Source organism: Zobellella sp. An-6, from assembly GCF_052487945.1.
The window spans coordinates 21,327-42,563 of sequence record NZ_CP199259.1 but is presented as its reverse complement, the minus strand read 5'-3'; the positions used below and the strand labels follow the sequence as shown (position 1 = coordinate 42,563).

Genomic DNA, 21,237 nt, shown 5'->3' with positions numbered 1-21,237 from the left:
GTTCCTCCTTTTAGTGGCCCATCAGCTTTTCGACCGCATTAGGGTCGTTGTGAACGGCAAATTTGTCTACCAAGGTTGCACTGGCTTTGTTCAGTCCGACCAGTTCGACCTCGGTGCCATCACGGCGGAAGGTGACCACCACTTTGTCCAGCGCGCTGATGGCGGTGATATCCCAAAAATGGGCATGACTGAGGTCAATACGGACATGATCAATGACCTCATTGAAATCGAAGGCTGCAATGAATTGCTCAGCAGACGTAAAGAAAACCTGGCCTACCACACGGTACTCACGGGCGTTTTCTTCCGTTTTTTCGGATCCGATATAAAGGATCTGTCCCACCTTGTTGGCGAAAAACAGAGCACTGAGTAGCACGCCAACCAATACTCCGTAGGCCAGGTTATGGGTAAAGACTACCACCACCACAGTGGCGATCATCACCAGACTGGTACTCTTGGGGTGGGTCTTGAGGTTTTTAACCGACTCCCAGCTGAAGGTACCAATGGACACCATGATCATGACCGCTACCAGCGCGGCCATGGGAATCTGGGCCACCCAGGGGCCGAGGAACACCACCATGATCAGCAGAATAACACCGGCAAACAGGGTAGACAGCCGGCTGCGGCCACCGGACTGAATGTTGATGATCGACTGGCCGATCATGGCGCAGCCTGCCATGCCACCGAGGAAACCGGAGAAAATATTGGCAATACCCTGACCTTTGCACTCTTTACTTTTGTCACTTTTGGTATCGGTAAGATCGTCCACTATAGTGGCGGTCATCATCGATTCCAGCAGGCCGACCACTGCCAATGACAGAGCATAGGGAAAGATGATCGTCAGGGTTTCGAGGTTGAGCGGAACGTCGGGCCACAGGAAAAACGGCAGGCTGTCGGGCAGCTCGCCCATGTCGCCCACGGTACGCACGTCGATGCCATAGATCATGGCAACCGCCGTCAAAGTGACAATGCACACCAGGGGTGAGGGCAGCATTTTACCGATAACCGGCACCAGCGGCAGCAGGTAGATGATGCCGAGACCGGCGGCGGTCATGGCGTACACATGCCAGGTTACGTTGGTCAGCTCCGGCAACTGGGCCAGAAAGATCAGGATGGCCAGGGCGTTGACAAAGCCGGTGACCACGGAGCGGGACACAAAGCGCATCAGCTCGCCAAGCTTCAGATAGCCGGCGATGATCTGCAGTATGCCGCACAAAATGGTGGTGGCCAGCAGGTATTCCAGGCCATGCTCGCGCACTAGGGTCACCATCAGCAGCGCCATGGCGCCGGTGGCGGCGGAAATCATGCCCGGGCGGCCGCCGACGAAGGCGGTGACCACACAGATACAGAAAGAAGCGTAGAGCCCGACCTTGGGGTCGACGCCAGCGATAATGGAGAAGGCGACGGCTTCGGGTATGAGCGCCAGAGCGACGACAATACCGGCGAGCATGTCGCCGCGAATATTGGATAACCAGGTTTGTTTTAACGATTGGAACATCAGATCAGAACTCCCGAAGCAATAGATCGCACAGTGCAGCATGACGCAGGCCATGTGCAATTGGTCAATACGAGGTCAAATTGTAGGATTTAGAGGACTGTGGCGAATGGTTAAACATAAAGCACAGCAGAGTGCGACCGCTGGCAGAGCAAGCAGTCACAGATGATGCAGGAAAAGCGCTATGGCGGCGTAGGCATGTTTTGCAGGGTAAGCATTAGGTCTTATAAAAAGTTTTAGGTAAATCAGTTGTCGAAAAATGTTACAGGAAAACAAGAAGAAAGCAATCCCTGAGTGTCGACCCTGACAAAGGCTCTCTCTGCGAATGTCAGCCTAATCTGAGCCATACATCTACTGACCTAATTATTACTGATTAATATATTGGCGAAGCCTTCATCAATTTCGTTACAAAACGGCACTGCCGTTTTAGCCACTTCGTTTTCTGCTCCAACCATTGCCGTAAGGCCAAGCCGTCTTTGAAGGCCAGGTTCGCACGTTGCCGTTTGAGCCAACTCCATAGCGCTTCTGCCGGGTTCAGCTCCGGGGCGTACGGTGGCAACGCTTCCAGCGACAAACGCTGCTGAACCTCAGGCATCGATAACCAGGATTTAACGGCCTTGCTTCTATGCACGGGAGCGTTATCCCAGATGACCCGTAGCTTACCAGGCCAGTAACGAAGCAGTTTCTTCAAAAACTCGACCACGGTCTCACCGGTCACATGCTCGGTCGTCCAGCTAAAATACGTTCGTCCTTCGGGAGAAACGGCGCCCGTGACCATAAAGCGAGGTGTTTGCCCTCGCTTGCCTTTTACAACCGGCGTCTGTCCTACCGGCGCGAAGGTCTTGGCATGATGCGAGCACAGGTGAAAGCTGGACTCATCAATGAATACCAAGGTTTCATCCTGTTCCTTCGCCTGTTTTTTTTAACGCCGGCCAGATCTGCTGCTGCCAATGGGTAATGGCGGTCTCATCACGCCGAATGTCACGGCGTTTGGGTTTCTGCCAGGACCATCCCCAGCGTCGCAGCAACTTGCTCATGTGTGACTGGCTGTACTGGATCTTTGTCAGAGTAGCAATGGCATCGGCGATCCGCTGTGTCGTCCAGCGCTGATCTTCATAGCCAAAGCCTTCTGGGCCCAACTCTTCCAATGCTTTCAGGATCAGCGGGACAGCGGCGTCTGGCAGTTTGGGTGGATGGCCAGGAAAAGGTTTGGTTTTCAGCGCCTCTTTTCCACCTTGATGGGCCCGCTTGACCCACTGGCTGACACAGCCTTGGGTCACCCCAAGTCGTTCGGCGATAACCGATTGTTTAACGCCCTCATCGGCCCATTGCACCGCCAGCACTCGACGATATTCCTTAGCCGCTCCCGTCGGTTTCATCATGTCTCACTCGCTCAAAATCCGAGCGAATATTTTATTAAAACCTGAGAACTATGTCAGTAACTTGGTGTCAGGATAGAGTATCCTTTGGAATTAATTGGCACATACCGTCAAACACCATATATTTCCCCCTGACATTCCCCTCGGTAGGCTACCTTGTCTGGCGGCAGAACGCAGATGCTAGACAAGGCAGGTTCCGGCTCTGCTGGCAATGTCTTCGTAAGGATTATCAACCGTGGAGCTACTGACATTGATTCTGAAAACGACCGGACTGTTCATCGCCACAGCGCTGGCCGAGATCATCGGCTGCTTTCTGCCTTACCTGTGGTTGCGCAAGAGCGGTCCCATGTGGGTTCTCATTCCGGCAGTAATGAGCTTGGCTCTCTTTGTCTGGCTACTCACATTACACCCAACTGCCAGTGGTCGCGTCTACGCGGCCTATGGCGGCGTTTATGTGGCTACTGCGCTGGTCTGGCTGCGAGTCGTGGATGGCGTGAAACTGTCCGCGCTGGATTGGGCCGGGGCTGGTATCGCGCTACTTGGCATGTCAATCATCGTGCTGGGTTGGCATGACAAGGCTTAGCTTAGCGTACGGTTTTTCGATTCCGTGAGTTGAGCTCATATAGAGCCCACCGGAAGGTAGGCTCTATATAAAATTAGTCCTCCAGGTAGCCTCGTATCCTCAGCTTCCAGCTGGCCATTCGCACCTGATACGTATCCATTGAATTTTCTTTGGGGTGGTGTATTGAGTGCAATAATGAACACTGTTTCCTCATGGTTCCTGGCCATCTCAGAGAGCCTTTCACCAATTCCTTCATGAACTCATTAATGACTCTTTTTTCACCACTTCTTGGCTTTAAAACTAGCATTCGGGTCGATAATCGCTTTTTGTTATCAGAGGTATCTATTTCCAGCAAAAACCTCTTTCCACCATCTTCCCGCTTGAAACTGGCCATCAAGTAACAGCGTGGTGTGCCATCAGCCATCATGTGATAACTGCAACGCGGCACCTGGGGCAAGGGCTTAACCTCCAGATTCAGCAACGTAATACCTGAATCATCGGCGATCTGCTGAATGATCTCCCTGAGCATCACAAAGCGATTGGGAAACTCTTCCTGCTCTTGCCCTTCCAGTTGGTGGAATTCGCCTGGCGCAATGGTGCCTCCTGTAACATCGTCAGCCAACCCCAGGATGTTTGCCCCGCCCCCTGGCATTTGCTCATCATTCACCTTTTTGCCATGGCCATTGGTACGTTGCCCCGTGTAAGCCACTCTGGTATCGGGATTTCTGTTAAAGTCCATGCCTTCTATCGGCAGCTCGACAAGCTGCCGCTGCTTGTCCTCATCCGGTTCTTCATCCGCATCTACCTCGATATCGGCTCCACCCCGCTCAGGAGAACTCCAGCTACCACCCTCTCCTCGGACTGATACCTTGAGGGAAGGATGATGAAAAAATATCTCGTTATGAACCTCGAAATTCAGCCCCTGTAAAGACTTGATTTCCCAGATCAGCATTTCTCCACTGTCCCGGTCTAAAGGGCCCTGAACTTCCATTGTGACACCGGCAAGACACTTGGGTGGCAAAAAGTTGAACTGCCATCTGGCGTACCGTGAATTTCCCCGAACCTGCTCCAGATTCAGGCACATCCAGATAGATTCGAAAGAGTTTCTTACTTCGCTATCCAACAGCAACCAGCTGAACAGATCCCGGTAGCCCTTGATTTTGAGTAACTGGCTTGACGCTCCCGTTCTGGAAGGAGTGTGGATATGATATGCACCTTCTTCCTGCATCACGGAAAAAGCCATATCCAGCCCATTAGGCTCAAAAGCTGCACGGACCAAAAATCCTGCATGAAAGAAGAGCTTTCGGGCCAACTCAAACTTCGGCAGCCAGAAGGTAATACCATCAACCTCGAACACAAAACATTGCTGCCCGGCTATTTCAGGGTTTTGAGCCAACTTTTTGGACAATCGGGAGCAATGACCCAAACAGCCCTCAGTCCATTCCTCGACAGGGGGTAACACCAGTTTTTTGTAAAAACCGTGGGACTGATACGGTATATTTTCTTCCGCAATGAACTCTCGACCAACACCCAGAATACAGGCCATCTCGAGTCCGAAGTGGGGATCATGGAGTTGGCCATCCCGGTAAAAAAAGGAGACAAGGCGCCATTGTGAACTTGCCCCTTGTCCTTTAAAAAAATTGCCTATTGCCCGTAACTTACTCCCTTCAGGGATCTGGCGAAATAAGATTTTGCTCAATCCCAATCTCCCATTCTGTTGATAAACCTAACCGTCAGTGGTGCCATTTTTCCCTTTTGCAGCCCGCAGCGCCTTTCCAGCTCCCACAAGCGCGAATGGTTACCCCGCTGGAAATCTTTCAATATTTCCCGGGTCATCCTGCGTATTTGGAACTCTCCAATGGATTCGGAGTACCGATCCAGGAAAGCTCGGCAAAGGGGCATTTTCCCAAGGTGGCATGCCACCGAGGCACGATGCGGAAGCTGGCCCAAGTACCAGTTTCTGCTCTTGCGCGGCAGCGTGAGCTCTTCAGCCGTTTGTTTTTCTATTTGAATCAGTAACCGGACCAGCTGTCGATCCCGCAAGCCCCAGTCAACTTGGCTGTTGTTACCCGACTTGGTACGTTTGGCATTATTGGTTTGCATCAGCCACTCCCGATCATGCCGGTACAGCCAAGCATACAAGGCACCACCACCACAACTCCTGGCTTGCTTGGCACCGCAATGTCGGGAAAGCGCGGCAAGCCAGCACTCACGGCGATGTAGCAATTCTCTGGGCTCTGCCGAAAGCTGCTCTGACGGCGTTGGTTCAGATACTTGCGGCACGCTACAGGCTTCCCTGATGATGTCCTCCACAGCTTGGCCGGGCCGAAACACCGACCAGAGCATGAGATGTTGTAGAAAGCTGAAGCTGTTCCGATGCTTTCGGAATATTGCAAAGAACCAGCTTGGTGGCTCTTCTCCAAGCAAACAGTTACCAGCCAACCACTCAGTGGAATAGAACGCACGCACTCGCTCCCACAGTAAACTGGATCTCACCTGCCTCCCTCGACAGGCACCATGCTCAGCGGCTAGTTTTTGATAAAAACGAGTCCAGCCGGAGTGTCCGGGTGATGGGCACTGTTCCAGGGAAAGCAGCTGTTGTGCTAAGCAGGATACGGCTATGATGTTACTGCTCGCGGGGTTAACAGAGTTGTTTAGTTTTTCAAACACAGGAGAAGCCGCAATAAATTCATGCCGCTCCTGCCGCCGATACGGTATGGGAGAGTCCTGCAAAATACAGCCATGCACTGGGCAAGCGTCCGCCCCCATGGCCTGCCAGCATCGCCGCCAGTACACCTCACCGAACCTGTCCTTCATTTCTTCAAAGCAGAGAGGGCAGTAACGTAGCCAGGCTGGCCACTTGATTAATGATGTACTTAAACCCGCCACACCAATGGCTCCGGGAATATCGGCTGCGAGCATGGCTTGGCGCAACCGGTTCCTGCGGGCCTCGGGGATGAAAGGGGCATACAGCGGAAATAGGGTATGCTGCTGAAGCAACTCCTCCGCATTCCACCCAATGTTGCTGGCAAGTAATTCCAAATGGGTAGGCAGATCAGTAACCGCTGCAATCCTTATGTCATTAAACAAAAGTCTTAAAAGGCCTTTATGACTATCAAGCCCAAGGTGAACCCGACAGCGGGCAGCAAGGCTGTACAATAGCTCGTCGGGGTAGGGTCTGGGGAAATACATGCATCACCCTGCCTTATCCAACAGGGTGCTCAAGTCAAAAACAAGGCCGGCTTGTTTGATTCTCTCGTAAACTTCGTCCTCAGGGCCGGAAGCATAGATGTTCCGCAGGTCGCCGGGGGGCAGCTTTCCCCATTCGGCCAACTTCACTTTGCTAGTCTTTGGTGGCTTTGGCTTGTCCTCATCTAAGGCAAGGTAAAGGGTGGCTTTGTGCACTAGGGCCGCCAACGGAATATCCGGATGCTCCCTCAAAAGGTCGTCAGCCATTGGCATGGCAATATCTCGGGGGATGTCCATAGCTTCTAGCAAAGCCAGCAGTCGTTTAGTCTTATCATCGCTTGGCGGCGGGGCTGGCTTAGGCTCAGGAATGTTTTCCAGTGCTTGGGTTAGGGAAATAAGCCGCCCTTCGATCTCAGGCATAAGCAAGTCGTCGTACCGGGCAATAAGCTCTGCTCTGTTGCTTCTCAGGGCCGCCAGCATAGGGTGGACCGGCTTGAATTCGTCCTCATAGACCTTGCGTAACAGCTGCGGCTTGATGGATTCCACGCCGGTCACAATAGCCCGGATCTGGGCCAGCACGAATAGCTTGACCACGATATCCATGACGCCCTGGGTCAACTCATACATGGTACCTTCAAGCTCATCATCCAGAGGAGCGGCATTCTTCAGCCACTGGTACTTCCACAGGCGCTTCAGCATCCTCTGCCAGAGCTGATCCTGGGGCAAGCGGTCCCAGCGAATGCTGCCAAGCCCTGAAATACGGCGGGCAGCCCTGAATGTCCGCTGGAAGAATTTACTGGCTCTGTGAGTCCCCACCTGGATGATGGGTACTCCTATGGTATTGACCAGGGAGACGAAAAAGTTATGCATTTTCTCGGCACCGCCAGATCTGGCCTCGTTGAGGTTCTGTACCTCATCAATAATCAGTACCCCAAGAGCATGAAGATTGGCAATCTGGCACATGCTGGCCAGCAGGCGCTTGGTCCCCAATTTCTTGCGACCATGGCTCCTGCTGTACTGAGTACCCAAAACCCTGTCTACTTGATTGAAGAAACTGAGGCACAATTCATCGAGATCGCCGTCAATGGGGCAATCCACCTTGAGATATGTCAGCTGGGTAATGTTGTACTCAGGATGGAATAATGCTTGGGGATACATACTCAGAATGCGCTCCAGAGTCCGGGTCTTACCACACCCTGAGCATCCGAATAGCGACAGGCTGCTGGCGGTGGATGCAACGTTTTCATATACCCGGGCCTCTAGATCTTCCTCCTCAACCCGCCGAAAACCGTTTTGCAGGTGTGAATACCAGGCACCACTGGCAGGATTACGCCCAATGTATCCCTGACGGATCATCAGGCTGATTTTTCCTTCAAGTTCAAGGTGATGATTCAGTGGCTGGAAAAATGAGTGCAGCAAACGAGCAATGGCATGTCCCCTGAGCCGCCCATTCAAAAATACCTCCTGAGGGTCAAAAGATGGCTTTAACTGGAGCTTGCCGACTACCTCCTGCAAGTCATAAATCGGGGGCAAGGCACAAATCAGTGGGTTACTCCGGTATTCGGGCAACAGAGGATCCTGATATTTTGCCTCAGGAATGCCACCTACACTGGTCGGCTCACTCATCGTCGTCATCTCCGAAAATCAGATCACCCATATCAGGAAAAGCATAGTCATCCGGCTTTTTCCCCTTCAGCGGCACTACGTCAGCGGTTTTGTCCTGCTGTTTCTTAATTGGCTTTACGGCACTTCGGGCTCGTTCGTGGTGTTTCTCGTCCTGCTTATTCTCTCTGATGCGCGTACCCAAATCTTTCTTGGTCAGCCCGGAACGATCTGGGCGGCTAGCATCAGCCTCGGCCACAATGGCTTCCAGTTGTTCAAGCAATTTCCCTTTTTCCTGAACGGCAACCATGGACGCATTGGCATCAGCTTTTTTCTCTTCTCTGGTGATTTTCCACACATCCCAGAAAGTCATTATCCGGAAACGCCGGCTGAGATCGGCCAGGTCGCATACCCAGTAATCCTTGAGTGACTTGCTGGGCCGAATGTAAATATGGTCTGCGCAACGGGGATCGTAAGCCACCAGAACCTTATCGGGCCTTTGCCCCGCCCCTCGGTGAAACCAGCCAGCCTTGATGGCTTCGGGACAGGTGTAGTAACAACCAAACAGCCTGATCCCTCGGTCCGATAGAGTTGCAGAATCATGAGGAAGCAAGTTAATACGAACCAACTCTTCGGGGGCTTGGCGCAAGCGCCCCGTCATATTGGCTAGCCCCCAATTCCATATCTTCAAAGGAACAGCAGGAAGTTGGCTGGGCATGGACTCGGCTCTGTCATACTTCGCCATGGTCCTGAAGTTATTTTGATAGAGTACCGCAGCAATGATAAATCGCGTGAATTCAGATAACGTCAGACTGGCATCCAGCCGGTAATCATGGCCACCGCGTTTGCGGCTCGTTGACACCTCCACCACACCAGGAATATAGGGTTTGAATCCTTCCTGTAAGGTACGAAACATCCTTTCCACTACGCCCTTGGCATCCCCTCGCTGCGCGGAAGCGTTTTCGATACGGATCCCGAAGGCCTCGGAGAAAGACTCTACCTTGGTACCATTCAGTTCCCCCTTATCCGCCAGGATGACATCCGGCAGGCCTTGCACCGGCCAGTCTTCGGGGCTGATCTCAATACCAAACTGCTGGCAATACTCGACCTTGTCGGCTACCGAATTAGCCAGAGCCATCATGGCACTGACCCAAGACGGCCCTTCAAAACCGATATACAGCCCAGTGACCATTCGGCTGAAAACATCGACAACAACGTAGACAACGGGGCGGCCCACAATCAGGCTGCGATCATGCTCCGAAACCAGATAAAGGTCTCCAACAGTCGCGTCGATCTGGTAGCGATGGCCAGGCCCCAGGGCTTCTGCCGTAGAGGTACTCCTCAGGGGCCTGATGTCCTTGGCAAAATCAATCGCCGAGGACTGCTTTTCAAGCACGCTGGTCTTTTCATATTCCCTGCGGAAGAAATAGCGGAATTGCTCCGGTGTTGGCATTTCAGAGGCTGGAGAGTCTGGATACATGGCCCTGATAAAATTCAGAGACTTGGCGTGGGCATCAGCCACAGAGATATGCTTTTCCTTCAACAGGCGAGTTTCGATGATCCTTCTGAACACCTTTTCGATGTCGGGCGTTATGTTGACGCCGGTGCCGTCCCGCACCACTCTGGGCCTGCCCAGCTTGGTACCCGCAGCCTGGCGTTTCTTGCCTTTACCTCCCGATTTGAAGTAGTCGGGCAATAGAGCGTTTTTACACATTCCTCGTTGCCAGTAGCGCTTAAGGTAGCGATATACCGTCTGGTGGGTAACTCCATGTTCCTCCATGATAGACTTGACGATATGACCTCTGGTGCTGCTGTCCAGTAAACTCGGATCTTCGACATGCGCTGCCAGCATATTCCATGCCCGTTCCCTCTTCTGCCAGTCCGGTGTCCCCTCAACCACTTCCCGCATGGTGGCATGAATAAAAGGATCATCAATCCGCTGTATTTCCCCATCCAGAAGCAGTCTTTCCAACTCATCAAGAGGAAGACACACCGGCAACGATGCTTCATCGTCGATTTCAATCCAGACGGCTATATCACCAGAACACCATAACAATCGGTAACGATGCTCTGCCCATGAGAAAACCTGATTAACCGGAAGCAATGTCTACCTCCCCGCCATCATTGTGGCGATTCAGACGAATATCGGCAGAGGTCAACTTGCGGTAAGACAAGTTGATATCAAACATGAAAACACGACGGGCCAGCAGCTGTCTGAGCCAGTACAGCGTATGACCTGCCTGAAGGTTGTAAGCCATATCCAAACGCTGGCTAATGGTCGTCAGGAGCATATTCGGGTTCTGCTCAAACTCTTTTACAAACAAAGATTGATAATGATGTAACTCGTCTAGAGGCACGTCTTTTTCAGCACTTGCCGGGTAAAGCCACTGGATATTGTCCTGTACCGGCCTGGATAGCTCTTTTTCGGAAAGCAGTTTCCAGGGGATCCCTTTTTCCTCCCAATAACGCTTTTCGAGCATCAACCGCTCTATGGTTTCGGGCTTCCTGAGATCGGTGCTGTACTTGGCCTGAAACGCCATCATGGGCATGTCCGGGTTATCGAAATCCACCAGGAAATCACTGCTGAGGACTTGTGGTGTGCCCTTGAAAGAAGCGTGAGGAATGCCAAGGTCTCTGGCGATCCGGACGGTGTCCTCTGGCCGTAGCGGATATTGCTCGCGTATATCGAGAACTTTGAGCGACCAATCCAGCATCAGGAACACTGCCAGTTCCAGATCAGAAAGAAGATGATACAAACGAGGGCATCTGGAGCCAGGAAGGCGGTGAGAGCGTCCTAGAGAAGAAACGTCACGGGTATAGATGAACGGCTTGTACTCAGGTCCGTTGCCCTGGCCGCGCCCTTCTCGCAGCCGCTTATCAATCTGCTGCTGGCTCAGCCCCTTGAATGTCCCTGCCATAAAAACGCCCGCCACCGACTGTTGATAAATTCAACATAGTCGATGGCAGGCGATGATGAAACTCTATTTTCAATGATGAGACTTTATTTTATGGGATGACACTTTATTTTCATCCCACATTTTTATCTACTCTACTGTCTTTCTTATTCAACCGTGACCGATTTTGCCAGGTTACGCGGCTGGTCGACGTCGGTACCCTTGATCAGGGCCACATGGTAGGACAGCAGCTGCAGCGGCACCGTGTAGACGATGGGGGCGATCAGCTCGTCCACGTGGTTGAGCGGCATCACCCTCATGGTGGCGTCGCCCTTGAAGCCCGCTTCCTTGTCGGCGAACACGTAGAGGATGCCGCCCCGGGCGCGGACTTCTTCCACGTTGGACTTGAGCTTTTCCAGCAGATCGTTGTTGGGCGCCACCACGATGATCGGCATGTCGGCGTCGATCAGCGCCAGCGGGCCATGCTTGAGCTCGCCGGCGGCATAGGCTTCGGCATGGATATAGGAGATCTCCTTGAGCTTGAGCGCCCCTTCCATGGCGATGGGGTACTGATCGCCGCGGCCGAGGAACAGGCTGTGGTGCTTGTCGGCAAACTCTTCCGCCAGGGCTTCGATGTCCCTGGCCAGCGCCAGGGTCTCGCCGATATGGGCCGGCAGGCTGCGCAGCGCCTGCACCAGCCGGGCTTCGGTGTCGGCATCCATGTTGCCGCGGCAGCGGCCGATGGCGGCCACCAGCATCAGCAGGCCGGCCAGCTGGGTGGTGAAGGCCTTGGTGGAGGCCACGCCGATCTCGGCGCCCGCCCGGGTCATGAACGCCAGGTCGGACTCCCGTACCAGGGAAGAGCCGGGCACGTTGCAGATGGCCAGGCTGCTCATAAAGCCGGATGCCTTGGCCAGGCGCAGCGCCGCCAGGGTATCGGCGGTTTCGCCACTCTGGGACAGGGTGATCAGCAGGCTGTTGGGCCGCACCACCGACTTGCGGTAGCGGAACTCGGAGGCGATCTCGATATCGCAGGACACCCCGGCCAGGGCCTCGAACCAGTATTTGGCGACCATTCCGGAGTGGTAGGAGGTGCCGCAGGCAATCAGCTGGATATGCTCCACCCGCTCAAAAATGGCGCGGGCACCGTTGCCGAAGGACTCCACCACCACATGGCTGTCGGCAATGCGCCCTTCCAGGGTGTCGGTGATGGCCTTGGGCTGCTCGAAGATTTCCTTCAGCATGTAGTGGCGGTACTCGCCCTTGTCGCCCGCATCGTGGGACACGTCGGATTCCAGCTCTTCGCGCACCACCGGCTCGCCGTTCACATCGAAGATGCGGATATCGCGGCGGGTCACCTCGGCCACGTCCCCTTCCTCCAGGAACAGGAAGCGGCGGGTCACCGGCAGCAGCGCCAGCTGATCCGAGGCGATAAAGTTCTCGCCCAGCCCCAGGCCGATCACCAGGGGCGAGCCGGAGCGGGCCACCACCAGCCGGGAGGGATCCTTGGTATCCATCAGTACGGTGCCGTAGGCGCCGCGCAGTTGCCTGACCGCGGTCTGCAGGGCGGCCAGCAGGGAGTCGCTGTGCTGGCGGTGCCAGTGCACCAGGTGAGCAATCACTTCGGTATCGGTGTCGGACACGAACTCGTAGCCCTTGGCCTGCAGCTCGGCGCGCAGCTCCTCGTGGTTTTCGATGATGCCGTTGTGCACCACGGTGATGTCGCCGGACACATGGGGGTGGGCGTTGCGCTCCGAGGGCTCGCCGTGGGTGGCCCAGCGGGTATGGGCGATGCCGGTGCCGCCGGCCAGCGGCTGCTGCTCCAGGGCCTCGGCCAGGGCCTGAACCTTGCCCAGCCGGCGCACCCGGCCGAGTTTGCCCTCGCCGTCGATCACCGCCACCCCGGCCGAGTCATAACCCCGGTATTCCAGGCGGCGCAGGCCTTCCACCAGTATTTCCGCCACGTCCCGCTGGGCAACCGCCCCTACAATTCCGCACATAGTCAAATCCTCAGTGTTCGGGGGCAATAACCAGGTTAATGCCCTTCAGTTCAAGTTGTTGTTGGGCGGCGGCCGACAGGCCGCCGTCGGTGATCAGGGTGTGGATGGCCGTCCAGGGCAGCTCCAGGTTGGGGATCTTGCGGCCTATCTTGTCCGACTCCACCATCACCACCACCTCCCGGGCCACTTCCGCCATCACCCGCGACAAGCCGGTCAGTTCGTTGAAGGTGGTGGTGCCGCGCTGAATGTCGATGCCGTCGGCGCCGATAAACAGCTGATCGAAGTCGTAGGAGCGCAGCACCTGCTCCGCCACCTGGCCCTGGAACGACTCGGATGATGCATCCCAGGTGCCGCCGGTCATCAGCAGGGTCGGCTCCGGCTCCAGTTCGCGCAGGATATTGGCGATACTGAGCGAGTTGGTCATCACCACCAGGCCGTGCTTGCTGCCGAGCTCGCCGAGCAGCGCCGCCGTGGTGCTGCCGCTGTCGATGATGATGCGGTTGTGATCGCGGATGCGCGCCGCCGCCGCCCGGGCGATGGCCTGCTTTCGTTCCGAAACCGGCTCGCCGCCGTGCTCGGCCACCATTTCGCTGGGCACCGGCACGGCGCCGCCGTAGCGGCGCAGCAAGAGGCCGTTCTTCTCCAGGGCCGACAGATCCTTGCGGATGGTCACTTCCGAGGTCTCGAAGCGGCGGGCCAGCTCGTCCACCGTCAGCTCGCCCTGCTCGTTGAGCAGGGAGACGATGATATGACGGCGCTGTTGGGTATTGCGTTTCGACATGGTCGCACTAAGTTTCGAATCGAAACCTAATGCTAGCAGATCAAAAGATAAACGATCAAGAACTAAAGCTGGAAGCTGGAAGCTGGAAGCTGGAAGCTGGAAGCTGGAAGCTGGAAGCTGGAAGAATACGGAGCAGAGTTAAAGCCATGAAGCGCTAAGGAAATAAAAAAGCGCGGCTGTGAAATCGCAGCCGCGCCGTCTTTCTTCAAGCTTCCAGCTTAAAGCTGATAGCTATTTTTTAACCGGTCTGGGCCAGTTTTTGATATGGCGCTGGGGCACCCGCGTTATCACCAGTTCGGCCTCGGCCACGTCCTTGGTGACGGTGGAGCCGGCACCCAGGGTGGCGTTCTTGCCGATGCGCACCGGCGCCACCAGCTGGGTGTCGGAGCCGACGAAGACGCCGTCCTCGATCACGGTCTGGAACTTGTTCACCCCATCGTAGTTGCAGGTGATGGTGCCGGCGCCGATGTTCACCTTCTCGCCTACCTCCGCATCGCCCAGGTAACTCAGGTGGCCGGCCTTGGAGCCCTTGCCCAGCCGGGCCTTCTTCATCTCCACGAAGTTGCCCACGTGGGCATCTTCCGCCAGCACGGCGCCGGGGCGCAGCCGGGCAAAGGGGCCGGCGCTGCTGGCCTGGCCCAGCTCGGCGCCCTCGATAAGGGAGTAAGGCTTCACTTCGGCGTCGTCCCCGATCACGCAGTTTTTGAGGATGGCGCCGGCGCCGATGCGCACCCGGTTGCCCAGCCGCACCTCGCCTTCGATGATGACGTTGACGTCGATCACCACCTCTTCGCCCACGCTCAGCTCGCCGCGCAGATCGAAGCGGGCCGGATCCAGCAGGGTCACCCCTTCGCGCATCAGCCGCTCGGCCTGCATCCGCTGGTAGGCCCGCTCCAGGCCGGCCAGTTGCAGCCGGTCGTTGGCCCCTTCCACCTCATAGGTGCTGGCCGGGTGCACGGTATTGATCTCGCAGCCCTCGGCATGGGCCATGGCGAAGATATCGGTCAGGTAGTACTCACCCTGGGCGTTGTCGTTGTCGAGCCGGCCCAACCAGGCCTTCAGCTGGCCGGCCCTGGCCACCAGCACCCCGGTGTTGACCTCGTCGATGGCCAGCTGTTCGGGGCTGGCGTCCTTCTGCTCGACGATGCCGGTGACCTTGCCGTTTTCCCGCACGATGCGGCCATAGCCGGTGGGATCGGGCAGCCGGACGGTGAGCAGGGCGATGCCGTTGCCGGGATGGGCGGCCAGCAGCCGGCCCAGGGTGTCGGCCTGCAGCAGGGGGGTGTCGCCGTAGAGCACCAGCACCCTGTCGTCGTCATTGAGCTCCGGCAGCGCCACCGCCACCGCATGGCCGGTGCCCAGCTGCTCCTCCTGGTGTACCCAGGTGATGCCGGGCGCTTCTATCCTGGCCTTGAGCTGGTCGGCGCCGTGGCCGTAGACCAGGTGGATGCCGTCCACGCCGCAGGCCCTGGCCGCCGCCAGCACATGGCCGACCATGGGTTGTCCCGCCACCGGGTGCAGCACCTTGGGCAGGGAGGAACGCATGCGGGTGCCCTTGCCCGCCGCCAGAATAACCGCCTGAATGCTCATAAGCTTGATAATCCCATCTCTGTTTGCTGAATTTTGCTGCGGGCTATTCTGATTTTTTTATAAAAAAAAAGCGACCCTGAGGTCGCTTTTTTGCCGCGCTGGGATCAGCGCACGTTCTTTTTAACCAACTGCAGCACGCGCAGTTTCGCCATAGCCCGGGCCAGTTCGGCGGCCGCTTCCGCATAGTCGGTGTCGTGAGACGAACCATGCAGCTTAGCTTCCGCCGCTCTCTTGGCTTCTTCGGCCTTGGCTTTATCCAGATCTTCGGCGCGAATCGCAGTGTCGGCCAGAACCATCACACTGCTGCCCAGTACTTCCAGCATGCCGCCGGAAACGTACAGGACTTCTTGTTTGCCGGCCTTGGTCACGTATTGCACCAGGCCGGGACGAATGGACGTCAACAAGGGGGCATGTCCGTAACGGATCCCCAATTCACCCTCAGAGCCGGAGACAGTCACCGCGGTGACAGAGCCGGAGTACAGACGTTCCTCGGCACTGACAATGTCCAGGTGAAAGCTATAGTCAGCCATCAGGTCCTCCTTCGAGGCTTACAGTTTCTTGGCTTTTTCGACCACTTCGTCGATGGAGCCAACCATGTAGAACGCCTGCTCGGGCAGCGCATCGTAGTCGCCGTTCAGTATGCCTTTGAAGCCACTGATGGTGTCCTTCAGCGATACGTACTTGCCGGGAGAACCGGTAAATACCTCGGCCACGAAGAACGGCTGGGACAGGAAACGCTCGATCTTACGGGCACGGGCTACGGTCAGCTTGTCGTCTTCGGACAGCTCGTCCATCCCGAGGATGGCGATGATGTCTTTCAGCTCCTTGTAGCGCTGCAGTACGGACTGCACGCCACGGGCCACGTCGTAGTGCTCCTGACCGATCACCAGCGGGTCCAGCTGACGGCTGGTGGAATCCAGCGGGTCAACGGCCGGGTAGATACCCAGGGCGGCGATCTGACGGCTCAGTACCACGGTCGCGTCCAGGTGGGCGAAGGTGGTGGCCGGAGAGGGGTCGGTCAAGTCGTCCGCGGGTACGTAAACGGCCTGCACGGAGGTGATGGAGCCGGTCTTGGTGGAGGTAATCCGCTCCTGCAGCACGCCCATCTCTTCCGCCAGGGTCGGCTGGTAACCTACCGCGGAGGGCATACGGCCCAGCAGTGCGGATACCTCGGTACCGGCCAGGGTGTAACGGTAGATGTTGTCGACGAACAGCAGTACGTCACGACCTTCGTCACGGAACTTCTCGGCCATGGTCAGGCCGGTCAGCGCCACGCGCAGACGGTTGCCGGGCGGCTCGTTCATCTGACCGTAAACCAGGGATACCTTGTCCAGTACGTTGGACTCGGTCATCTCATGGTAGAAGTCGTTACCTTCACGGGTCCGCTCGCCCACACCGGCGAACACGGAGTAACCGCTGTGCTCGATGGCGATGTTACGGATCAGCTCCATCATGTTAACGGTCTTGCCCACGCCGGCGCCGCCGAACAGGCCGACCTTACCGCCCTTGGCGAAGGGGCAGACCAGGTCGATTACCTTGATGCCGGTTTCCAGCAGTTCGGTAGAGCTGGACTGCTCTTCGTAGCTGGGGGCTTCGCGGTGGATGGACCAGCGCTCCTCTTCGCCCACCGGACCTTTCTCGTCGATGGGGTTGCCCAGCACGTCCATGATCCGGCCCAGGGTTTTTACGCCCACCGGCACCTGGATGGGTGCATTGGTGTTTTCCACTTCCAGGCCGCGACGCAGGCCGTCGGAGGAACCCATGGCGATACAGCGTACTACGCCGCCGCCGATTTGCTGCTGAACTTCCAGAACCAGACCCTGGCCCTGGCCTTCAGTCGTGATCTTCAGCGCATCGTACACGTGGGGAACCGCATCTTGCGGGAATTCCACGTCCACGACCGCGCCGATGATTTGGACTATGATACCCTTACTCATGTCAAATCCTCTAAACCTTTGAATACCTTCGCCTTATACGGCACCGGCCCCGGCCACGATCTCGCTCAGTTCCTGGGTAATGGCGGCCTGACGGGCCTTGTTGTACACCAGTTGCAGATCGTTGATCAGGTTGCCGGCGTTATCGGTAGCGGCCTTCATCGCCACCATCCGGGCGGCCTGCTCACTGGCCAGGTTTTCCACCACGCCCTGGTACACCTGTGATTCCACAAAGCGCACCAGCAGCTTGTCCAGCAGCGATTTGGGATCCGGCTCGTAGATGTAATCCCAGCTGTGGCTGGCCACTTCTTCTTCCGATGCAGGCAAAGGCAACAGTTGATCGACCCGGGGTTTCTGCACCATGGTGTTTTCGAACTTGTTGTACACCAGATACAGCCTGTCAATCTCACCGTTATCGAACGCCTCCAGCATGACATTGACGGAGCCGATCAGCTCGCTGAGGGAGGGGTTGTCACCCAATCCCGTGGCCTGAGCGACCACCTTGCCGCCATAGCGGTTGAAAAAACCTACCGCCTTGTTGCCGATAAGGGCCAGGTCGATACCCACCCCTTTATCGGACCATGCTTTCATTTCGTTCATGGCGGCCTTGAACACGTTGATGTTCAAGCCACCACAGAGGCCCCGATCGGTGGAGACGATAATAAACCCAACGCGCTTGACCTCGCGGTCCTCCAGGTAGGGGTGCTTGTATTCCAAGTTCCCCTGCGCGATGTGGCCGATCACCTTGCGTATGGTTTCAGCGTATGGACGGCTGTGGGCCATCCGATCCTGCGCTCTGCGCATTTTCGAGGCGGCCACCATTTCCATAGCGCTGGTGATCTTCTGAGTGTTTTTCACACTCCCGATCTTGCTACGTATTTCTTTTGCGCCGGCCATGTCGCTTCTCCAATTCAGGTGGCAGCGGTTGCTGCCACATGGTTACCAGGACTGGGTAGCCTTGAAGCTATCCAGCAACGCAGTCAGCTTGGCTACAACGTCGTTGTTGTAGTCGGCTTTCTCGTTGATCTCCGCCATCAGGGCGGCATGTTCTGAATCGGCGTAAGCGAGCAGGGCGGCTTCGAACGTAGTGATGAGCTTGAGCTCGACATCGTCCAGGTAACCGTTTTCGGCGGCGAACAGCACCAGGGCTTGCTCGGCCACGGACATGGGACGATATTGCTTCTGCTTCATCAGCTCGGTCACTTTCTGACCGTGGCTCAGCTGTTTGCGGGTGGCTTCGTCCAGGTCGGAAGAGAACTGGGCGAAGGCCGCCAGTTCGCGATACTGAGCCAGGGCGGTACGGATACCACCGGACAGCTTCTTCACGATCTTGGTCTGGGCCGCGCCACCTACCCGGGATACCGAGATACCCGGATCAACCGCCGGACGGATACCGGAGTTGAACAGCTCGGTGGTCAGGAAGATCTGACCATCGGTGATGGAGATCACGTTGGTCGGAACGAAGGCGGACACGTCGCCGGCCTGGGTTTCGATGATCGGCAGCGCGGTCAGCGAGCCGGTCTGGCCTTTCACTTCACCCTTGGTGAAACGCTCCACGTAGTCGGCGGACACGCGGGACGCACGCTCCAGCAGACGGGAGTGCAGGTAGAACACGTCACCCGGATAGGCTTCACGGCCCGGAGGACGGCGCAGCAGCAGGGAGATCTGACGGTAAGCCACGGCCTGTTTGGACAGGTCGTCATACACGATCAGCGCATCTTCACCGCGGTCACGGAAGAACTCACCCATGGCACAACCGGCGTAAGGCGCCAGGTATTGCAGGGCGGCGGACTCAGACGCGGAAGCCACCACCACTATGGTGTTCTTCAGAGCGTCGTGCTCTTCCAGCTTGCGTACCACGTTGGCGATGGTGGACGCTTTCTGGCCGATGGCCACGTACACACACTTAATGCCGGAGTCTTTCTGGTTGATGATGGCGTCGACGGCCAGGGCGGTCTTGCCCACCTGACGGTCGCCGATGATCAGCTCCCGCTGGCCACGGCCGATGGGGATCATGGCGTCGACGGCCTTGTAACCGGTCTGTACCGGCTGATCCACCGACTGACGGTCGATAACGCCCGGGGCGATCACTTCCACCGGAGAGAAAGTATCGGTCTCGATGGCGCCTTTGCCGTCGATCGGCTCACCCAGGGTGTTGACCACGCGGCCCAGCAGGCTGCGACCGACCGGCACTTCCAGGATACGACCGGTGGACTGAACCTTCATGCCTTCGGCCAGATCCGCGTAGGGTCCCATGACCACGGCGCCGACGGAGTCGCGCTCCAGGTTCAGGGCCAGGGCGTAACGGTTACCCGGCAGTTCAATCATTTCACCTTGCATGATGTCAGCAAGGCCGTGAATACGAATGATGCCATCGCTTACGGATACGATGGTGCCTTCGTTTCGTGCTTCACTGACAACATTGAATTGCTCGATACGCTGTTTGATCAGCTCGGCAATTTCAGTTGAATTCAGTTGCATGCTCTATTCCCCAATCAAGATTGCAGCGTTTCGGCCAAGCGGGACAGGCGGCCCCGCACACTTCCGTCGATCACCATGTCACCGGCCTTGATGATGAGGCCAGCCATCAGGCTATTGTCGACGCTGCAATTCAGCTTCACCTTGCGCCCCAGGCGCTGTTCCAGGGAAGCCTGAATCTTGGCCACTTGTTGCTTGGTCAGTTTGGCTGCGGAAACCACCTCGGCTTCCACTTCCCGGTCCAGTTCCGCCTTCATCAAGGCGAACTCCTGCACCACCGCCGGCAACACACTCAAGCGTCCGTTTGCGGCCATCACCTTCATCAGGTTCTGGCCTTGCTCATCGAGCTGTTCGCCACAGACAGCCAAAAACACATCGGCCATCTTTTCCGCGTTCAGATCGCTGCTGAGTACGTTGGCCATGGCGCTGTTGCTTGCCACTTCGGCAGCAAACGTCAGCATGGACAACCAGTTCTCAACCGCGTTTTTCTCAACGGCAAAATCGAAAGCTGCTTTGGCATAGGGGCGAGCAATGGTTTTCATTTCCATGGCTCTATATCCCTTACAGTTCAGCTACTACTTTCTCAACGATGTCGCTGTTGGCAGCGGCATCAATCTGACGCTCGAGGATCTTCTCTGCACCCACCAGGGCAAGAGCAGCAACCTGCTTACGCAGTTCCTCTTTGACACGATTGCGTTCGGCTTCAATTTCCGCCTGGGCTTGTGCCAGAATTTTTTCACGCTCGGCCTGGGCCTCACGCGTTGCATCCTCGATGATCTGGGCCTTGCGCTTGTTGGCCTGCTCAACGATTTGAGCGGACTGCAGCTTGGCTTCCTTCAGTTGTTCGGTTGCATTGTTTTGCGCCAGGGCCAGGTCTTTCTTGGCCCGCTCGGCTGAGGACAGGCCTTCAGCGATCTCTTTCTGGCGGTTTTCGATGGCGGCCATGATGGGCGGCCATACAAACTTCATGCAGAACCAAACGAACAGGATAAACGCGATCGTCTGACCGAGGATTGTTGCGTTCATGTTCATCGCAACTCTCCTTTAAAAATGGTTAGCTAACTGATTGATAGACCGGGCCATTAGGCAACGGCGAAGATCAGGTACAGAGCCATACCAACGGTGATCATGGGGATGGCGTCAACCAGACCAACCACGATAAAGAAGTTGCCGCGCAGGGCAGGCAGCATGTCGGGCTGACGAGCAGCACTTTCCAGGAATTTGCCACCCAGCATAGAGATACCGATAGCACCACCGATAGAAGCCAGACCCAGCATAAGAGCGGCAGCGATGAAAATCATTTCCATTTTTTTTCTCCAATTGTTAGTGGTTAGAA

19 protein-coding genes are annotated in these 21,237 nt (G+C 56.4%); 1 reads left to right on the top strand and 18 read right to left on the bottom strand.

Going from position 1 to position 21,237, the window contains the following annotated elements:
* Positions 1-10 precede the first annotated feature (10 nt).
* The 3 genes from ACT7DK_RS00185 to ACT7DK_RS00175 form a co-directional block, all read right to left on the bottom strand.
* A complete protein-coding gene (locus tag ACT7DK_RS00185; RefSeq protein ID WP_299155427.1) occupies positions 11-1,495 on the bottom strand; it encodes a SulP family inorganic anion transporter in 1,485 nt (494 codons plus the stop codon).
* A gap of 370 nt (positions 1,496-1,865) precedes the next feature.
* On the bottom strand, positions 1,866-2,384 hold the full coding sequence (locus ACT7DK_RS00180; RefSeq protein ID WP_445395154.1) for an IS630 family transposase: 519 nt from the start codon (positions 2,382-2,384) through the stop codon (positions 1,866-1,868).
* A gap of 4 nt (positions 2,385-2,388) precedes the next feature.
* Positions 2,389-2,874 (bottom strand): IS630 family transposase, encoded by a 486-nt coding sequence (locus ACT7DK_RS00175; RefSeq protein ID WP_445395152.1) that lies wholly within the window; start codon positions 2,872-2,874, stop codon positions 2,389-2,391.
* 241 nt (positions 2,875-3,115) lie between these two features.
* Between ACT7DK_RS00175 and ACT7DK_RS00170 the strand changes: the two genes are divergently transcribed.
* On the top strand, positions 3,116-3,454 hold the full coding sequence (locus ACT7DK_RS00170) for a YnfA family protein (protein ID WP_445402237.1): 339 nt from the start codon (positions 3,116-3,118) through the stop codon (positions 3,452-3,454).
* 73 nt (positions 3,455-3,527) lie between these two features.
* Here the strand turns inward: ACT7DK_RS00170 and ACT7DK_RS00165 are convergent, their stop codons facing one another.
* The 15 genes from ACT7DK_RS00165 to atpE all read right to left on the bottom strand — a co-directional run bounded on the left by ACT7DK_RS00165 (position 3,528) and on the right by atpE (position 21,208).
* The gene (locus tag ACT7DK_RS00165; protein WP_445395150.1) at positions 3,528-5,132 is read right to left on the bottom strand and encodes a Tn7-like element transposition protein TnsE; all 1,605 of its coding nucleotides are present in this window, start codon (positions 5,130-5,132) and stop codon (positions 3,528-3,530) included.
* A complete protein-coding gene (locus ACT7DK_RS00160; RefSeq protein WP_445395148.1) occupies positions 5,129-6,625 on the bottom strand; it encodes a TnsD family Tn7-like transposition protein in 1,497 nt (498 codons plus the stop codon). Before ACT7DK_RS00160 ends, ACT7DK_RS00165 begins: the two co-directional genes overlap by 4 nt.
* A 3-nt stretch (positions 6,626-6,628) precedes the next feature.
* On the bottom strand, positions 6,629-8,248 hold the full coding sequence (locus ACT7DK_RS00155) for an ATP-binding protein (RefSeq protein ID WP_445395146.1): 1,620 nt from the start codon (positions 8,246-8,248) through the stop codon (positions 6,629-6,631).
* On the bottom strand, positions 8,241-10,328 hold the full coding sequence (locus ACT7DK_RS00150; protein ID WP_445395144.1) for a Mu transposase C-terminal domain-containing protein: 2,088 nt from the start codon (positions 10,326-10,328) through the stop codon (positions 8,241-8,243). Before ACT7DK_RS00150 ends, ACT7DK_RS00155 begins: the two co-directional genes overlap by 8 nt.
* The gene (locus tag ACT7DK_RS00145; RefSeq protein WP_445395142.1) at positions 10,315-11,142 is read right to left on the bottom strand and encodes a TnsA endonuclease C-terminal domain-containing protein; all 828 of its coding nucleotides are present in this window, start codon (positions 11,140-11,142) and stop codon (positions 10,315-10,317) included. The genes ACT7DK_RS00150 and ACT7DK_RS00145 overlap by 14 nt, the downstream gene beginning before the upstream one ends.
* A 143-nt stretch (positions 11,143-11,285) precedes the next feature.
* Positions 11,286-13,118: a glutamine--fructose-6-phosphate transaminase (isomerizing) gene (glmS, locus tag ACT7DK_RS00140; RefSeq protein WP_445395140.1), complete on the bottom strand. Its 1,833-nt coding sequence runs from the start codon at positions 13,116-13,118 to the stop codon at positions 11,286-11,288.
* A 10-nt stretch (positions 13,119-13,128) separates the two neighbouring features.
* The gene (locus ACT7DK_RS00135) at positions 13,129-13,899 is read right to left on the bottom strand and encodes a DeoR/GlpR family DNA-binding transcription regulator (protein ID WP_445395138.1); all 771 of its coding nucleotides are present in this window, start codon (positions 13,897-13,899) and stop codon (positions 13,129-13,131) included.
* Between the two features lie 231 nt (positions 13,900-14,130).
* Positions 14,131-15,489 (bottom strand): bifunctional UDP-N-acetylglucosamine diphosphorylase/glucosamine-1-phosphate N-acetyltransferase GlmU, encoded by a 1,359-nt coding sequence (gene glmU / locus ACT7DK_RS00130; protein ID WP_445395136.1) that lies wholly within the window; start codon positions 15,487-15,489, stop codon positions 14,131-14,133.
* A 104-nt stretch (positions 15,490-15,593) separates the two neighbouring features.
* On the bottom strand, positions 15,594-16,019 hold the full coding sequence (locus ACT7DK_RS00125; RefSeq protein WP_445395134.1) for a F0F1 ATP synthase subunit epsilon: 426 nt from the start codon (positions 16,017-16,019) through the stop codon (positions 15,594-15,596).
* Between the two features lie 18 nt (positions 16,020-16,037).
* On the bottom strand, positions 16,038-17,426 hold the full coding sequence (gene atpD, locus ACT7DK_RS00120; RefSeq protein WP_445395132.1) for a F0F1 ATP synthase subunit beta: 1,389 nt from the start codon (positions 17,424-17,426) through the stop codon (positions 16,038-16,040).
* 33 nt (positions 17,427-17,459) lie between these two features.
* Entirely contained in the window at positions 17,460-18,320 is an 861-nt protein-coding gene (atpG, locus tag ACT7DK_RS00115) for a F0F1 ATP synthase subunit gamma (protein ID WP_445395130.1), read from the bottom strand.
* Between the two features lie 42 nt (positions 18,321-18,362).
* Entirely contained in the window at positions 18,363-19,904 is a 1,542-nt protein-coding gene (gene atpA, locus ACT7DK_RS00110; RefSeq protein WP_445395128.1) for a F0F1 ATP synthase subunit alpha, read from the bottom strand.
* 14 nt (positions 19,905-19,918) lie between these two features.
* Positions 19,919-20,449, bottom strand: coding sequence for a F0F1 ATP synthase subunit delta (gene atpH, locus ACT7DK_RS00105; RefSeq protein ID WP_445395126.1), 531 nt, complete (start codon positions 20,447-20,449; stop codon positions 19,919-19,921).
* Positions 20,450-20,462: 13 nt separating this feature from the next.
* Complete coding sequence (gene atpF, locus ACT7DK_RS00100) at positions 20,463-20,933, bottom strand: F0F1 ATP synthase subunit B (RefSeq protein ID WP_445395124.1); 471 nt, start codon at positions 20,931-20,933, stop codon at positions 20,463-20,465.
* A 50-nt stretch (positions 20,934-20,983) separates the two neighbouring features.
* On the bottom strand, positions 20,984-21,208 hold the full coding sequence (gene atpE, locus ACT7DK_RS00095) for a F0F1 ATP synthase subunit C (protein WP_071471457.1): 225 nt from the start codon (positions 21,206-21,208) through the stop codon (positions 20,984-20,986).
* Between the last annotated feature and the right edge of the window lie 29 nt (positions 21,209-21,237).

Bases quoted from the DNA above. Each gene is read 5' to 3' on its own strand.
- ACT7DK_RS00155 (WP_445395146.1), bottom strand. From the start codon at position 8,248: ATGAGTGAGCCGACCAGTGTAGGTGGCATTCCTGAGGCAAAATATCAG.
- atpD (WP_445395132.1), bottom strand. From the start codon at position 17,426: ATGAGTAAGGGTATCATAGTCCAAATCATCGGCGCGGTCGTGGACGTG.
- ACT7DK_RS00145 (WP_445395142.1), bottom strand. From the start codon at position 11,142: ATGGCAGGGACATTCAAGGGGCTGAGCCAGCAGCAGATTGATAAGCGG.
- ACT7DK_RS00185 (WP_299155427.1), bottom strand. From the start codon at position 1,495: ATGTTCCAATCGTTAAAACAAACCTGGTTATCCAATATTCGCGGCGAC.
- atpH (WP_445395126.1), bottom strand. From the start codon at position 20,449: ATGGAAATGAAAACCATTGCTCGCCCCTATGCCAAAGCAGCTTTCGAT.
- ACT7DK_RS00135 (WP_445395138.1), bottom strand. From the start codon at position 13,899: ATGTCGAAACGCAATACCCAACAGCGCCGTCATATCATCGTCTCCCTG.
- atpE (WP_071471457.1), bottom strand. From the start codon at position 21,208: ATGGAAATGATTTTCATCGCTGCCGCTCTTATGCTGGGTCTGGCTTCT.
- ACT7DK_RS00175 (WP_445395152.1), bottom strand. From the start codon at position 2,874: ATGATGAAACCGACGGGAGCGGCTAAGGAATATCGTCGAGTGCTGGCG.
- atpG (WP_445395130.1), bottom strand. From the start codon at position 18,320: ATGGCCGGCGCAAAAGAAATACGTAGCAAGATCGGGAGTGTGAAAAAC.
- glmU (WP_445395136.1), bottom strand. From the start codon at position 15,489: ATGAGCATTCAGGCGGTTATTCTGGCGGCGGGCAAGGGCACCCGCATG.
- atpF (WP_445395124.1), bottom strand. From the start codon at position 20,933: ATGAACATGAACGCAACAATCCTCGGTCAGACGATCGCGTTTATCCTG.
- glmS (WP_445395140.1), bottom strand. From the start codon at position 13,118: ATGTGCGGAATTGTAGGGGCGGTTGCCCAGCGGGACGTGGCGGAAATA.
- ACT7DK_RS00125 (WP_445395134.1), bottom strand. From the start codon at position 16,019: ATGGCTGACTATAGCTTTCACCTGGACATTGTCAGTGCCGAGGAACGT.
- ACT7DK_RS00160 (WP_445395148.1), bottom strand. From the start codon at position 6,625: ATGTATTTCCCCAGACCCTACCCCGACGAGCTATTGTACAGCCTTGCT.
- atpA (WP_445395128.1), bottom strand. From the start codon at position 19,904: ATGCAACTGAATTCAACTGAAATTGCCGAGCTGATCAAACAGCGTATC.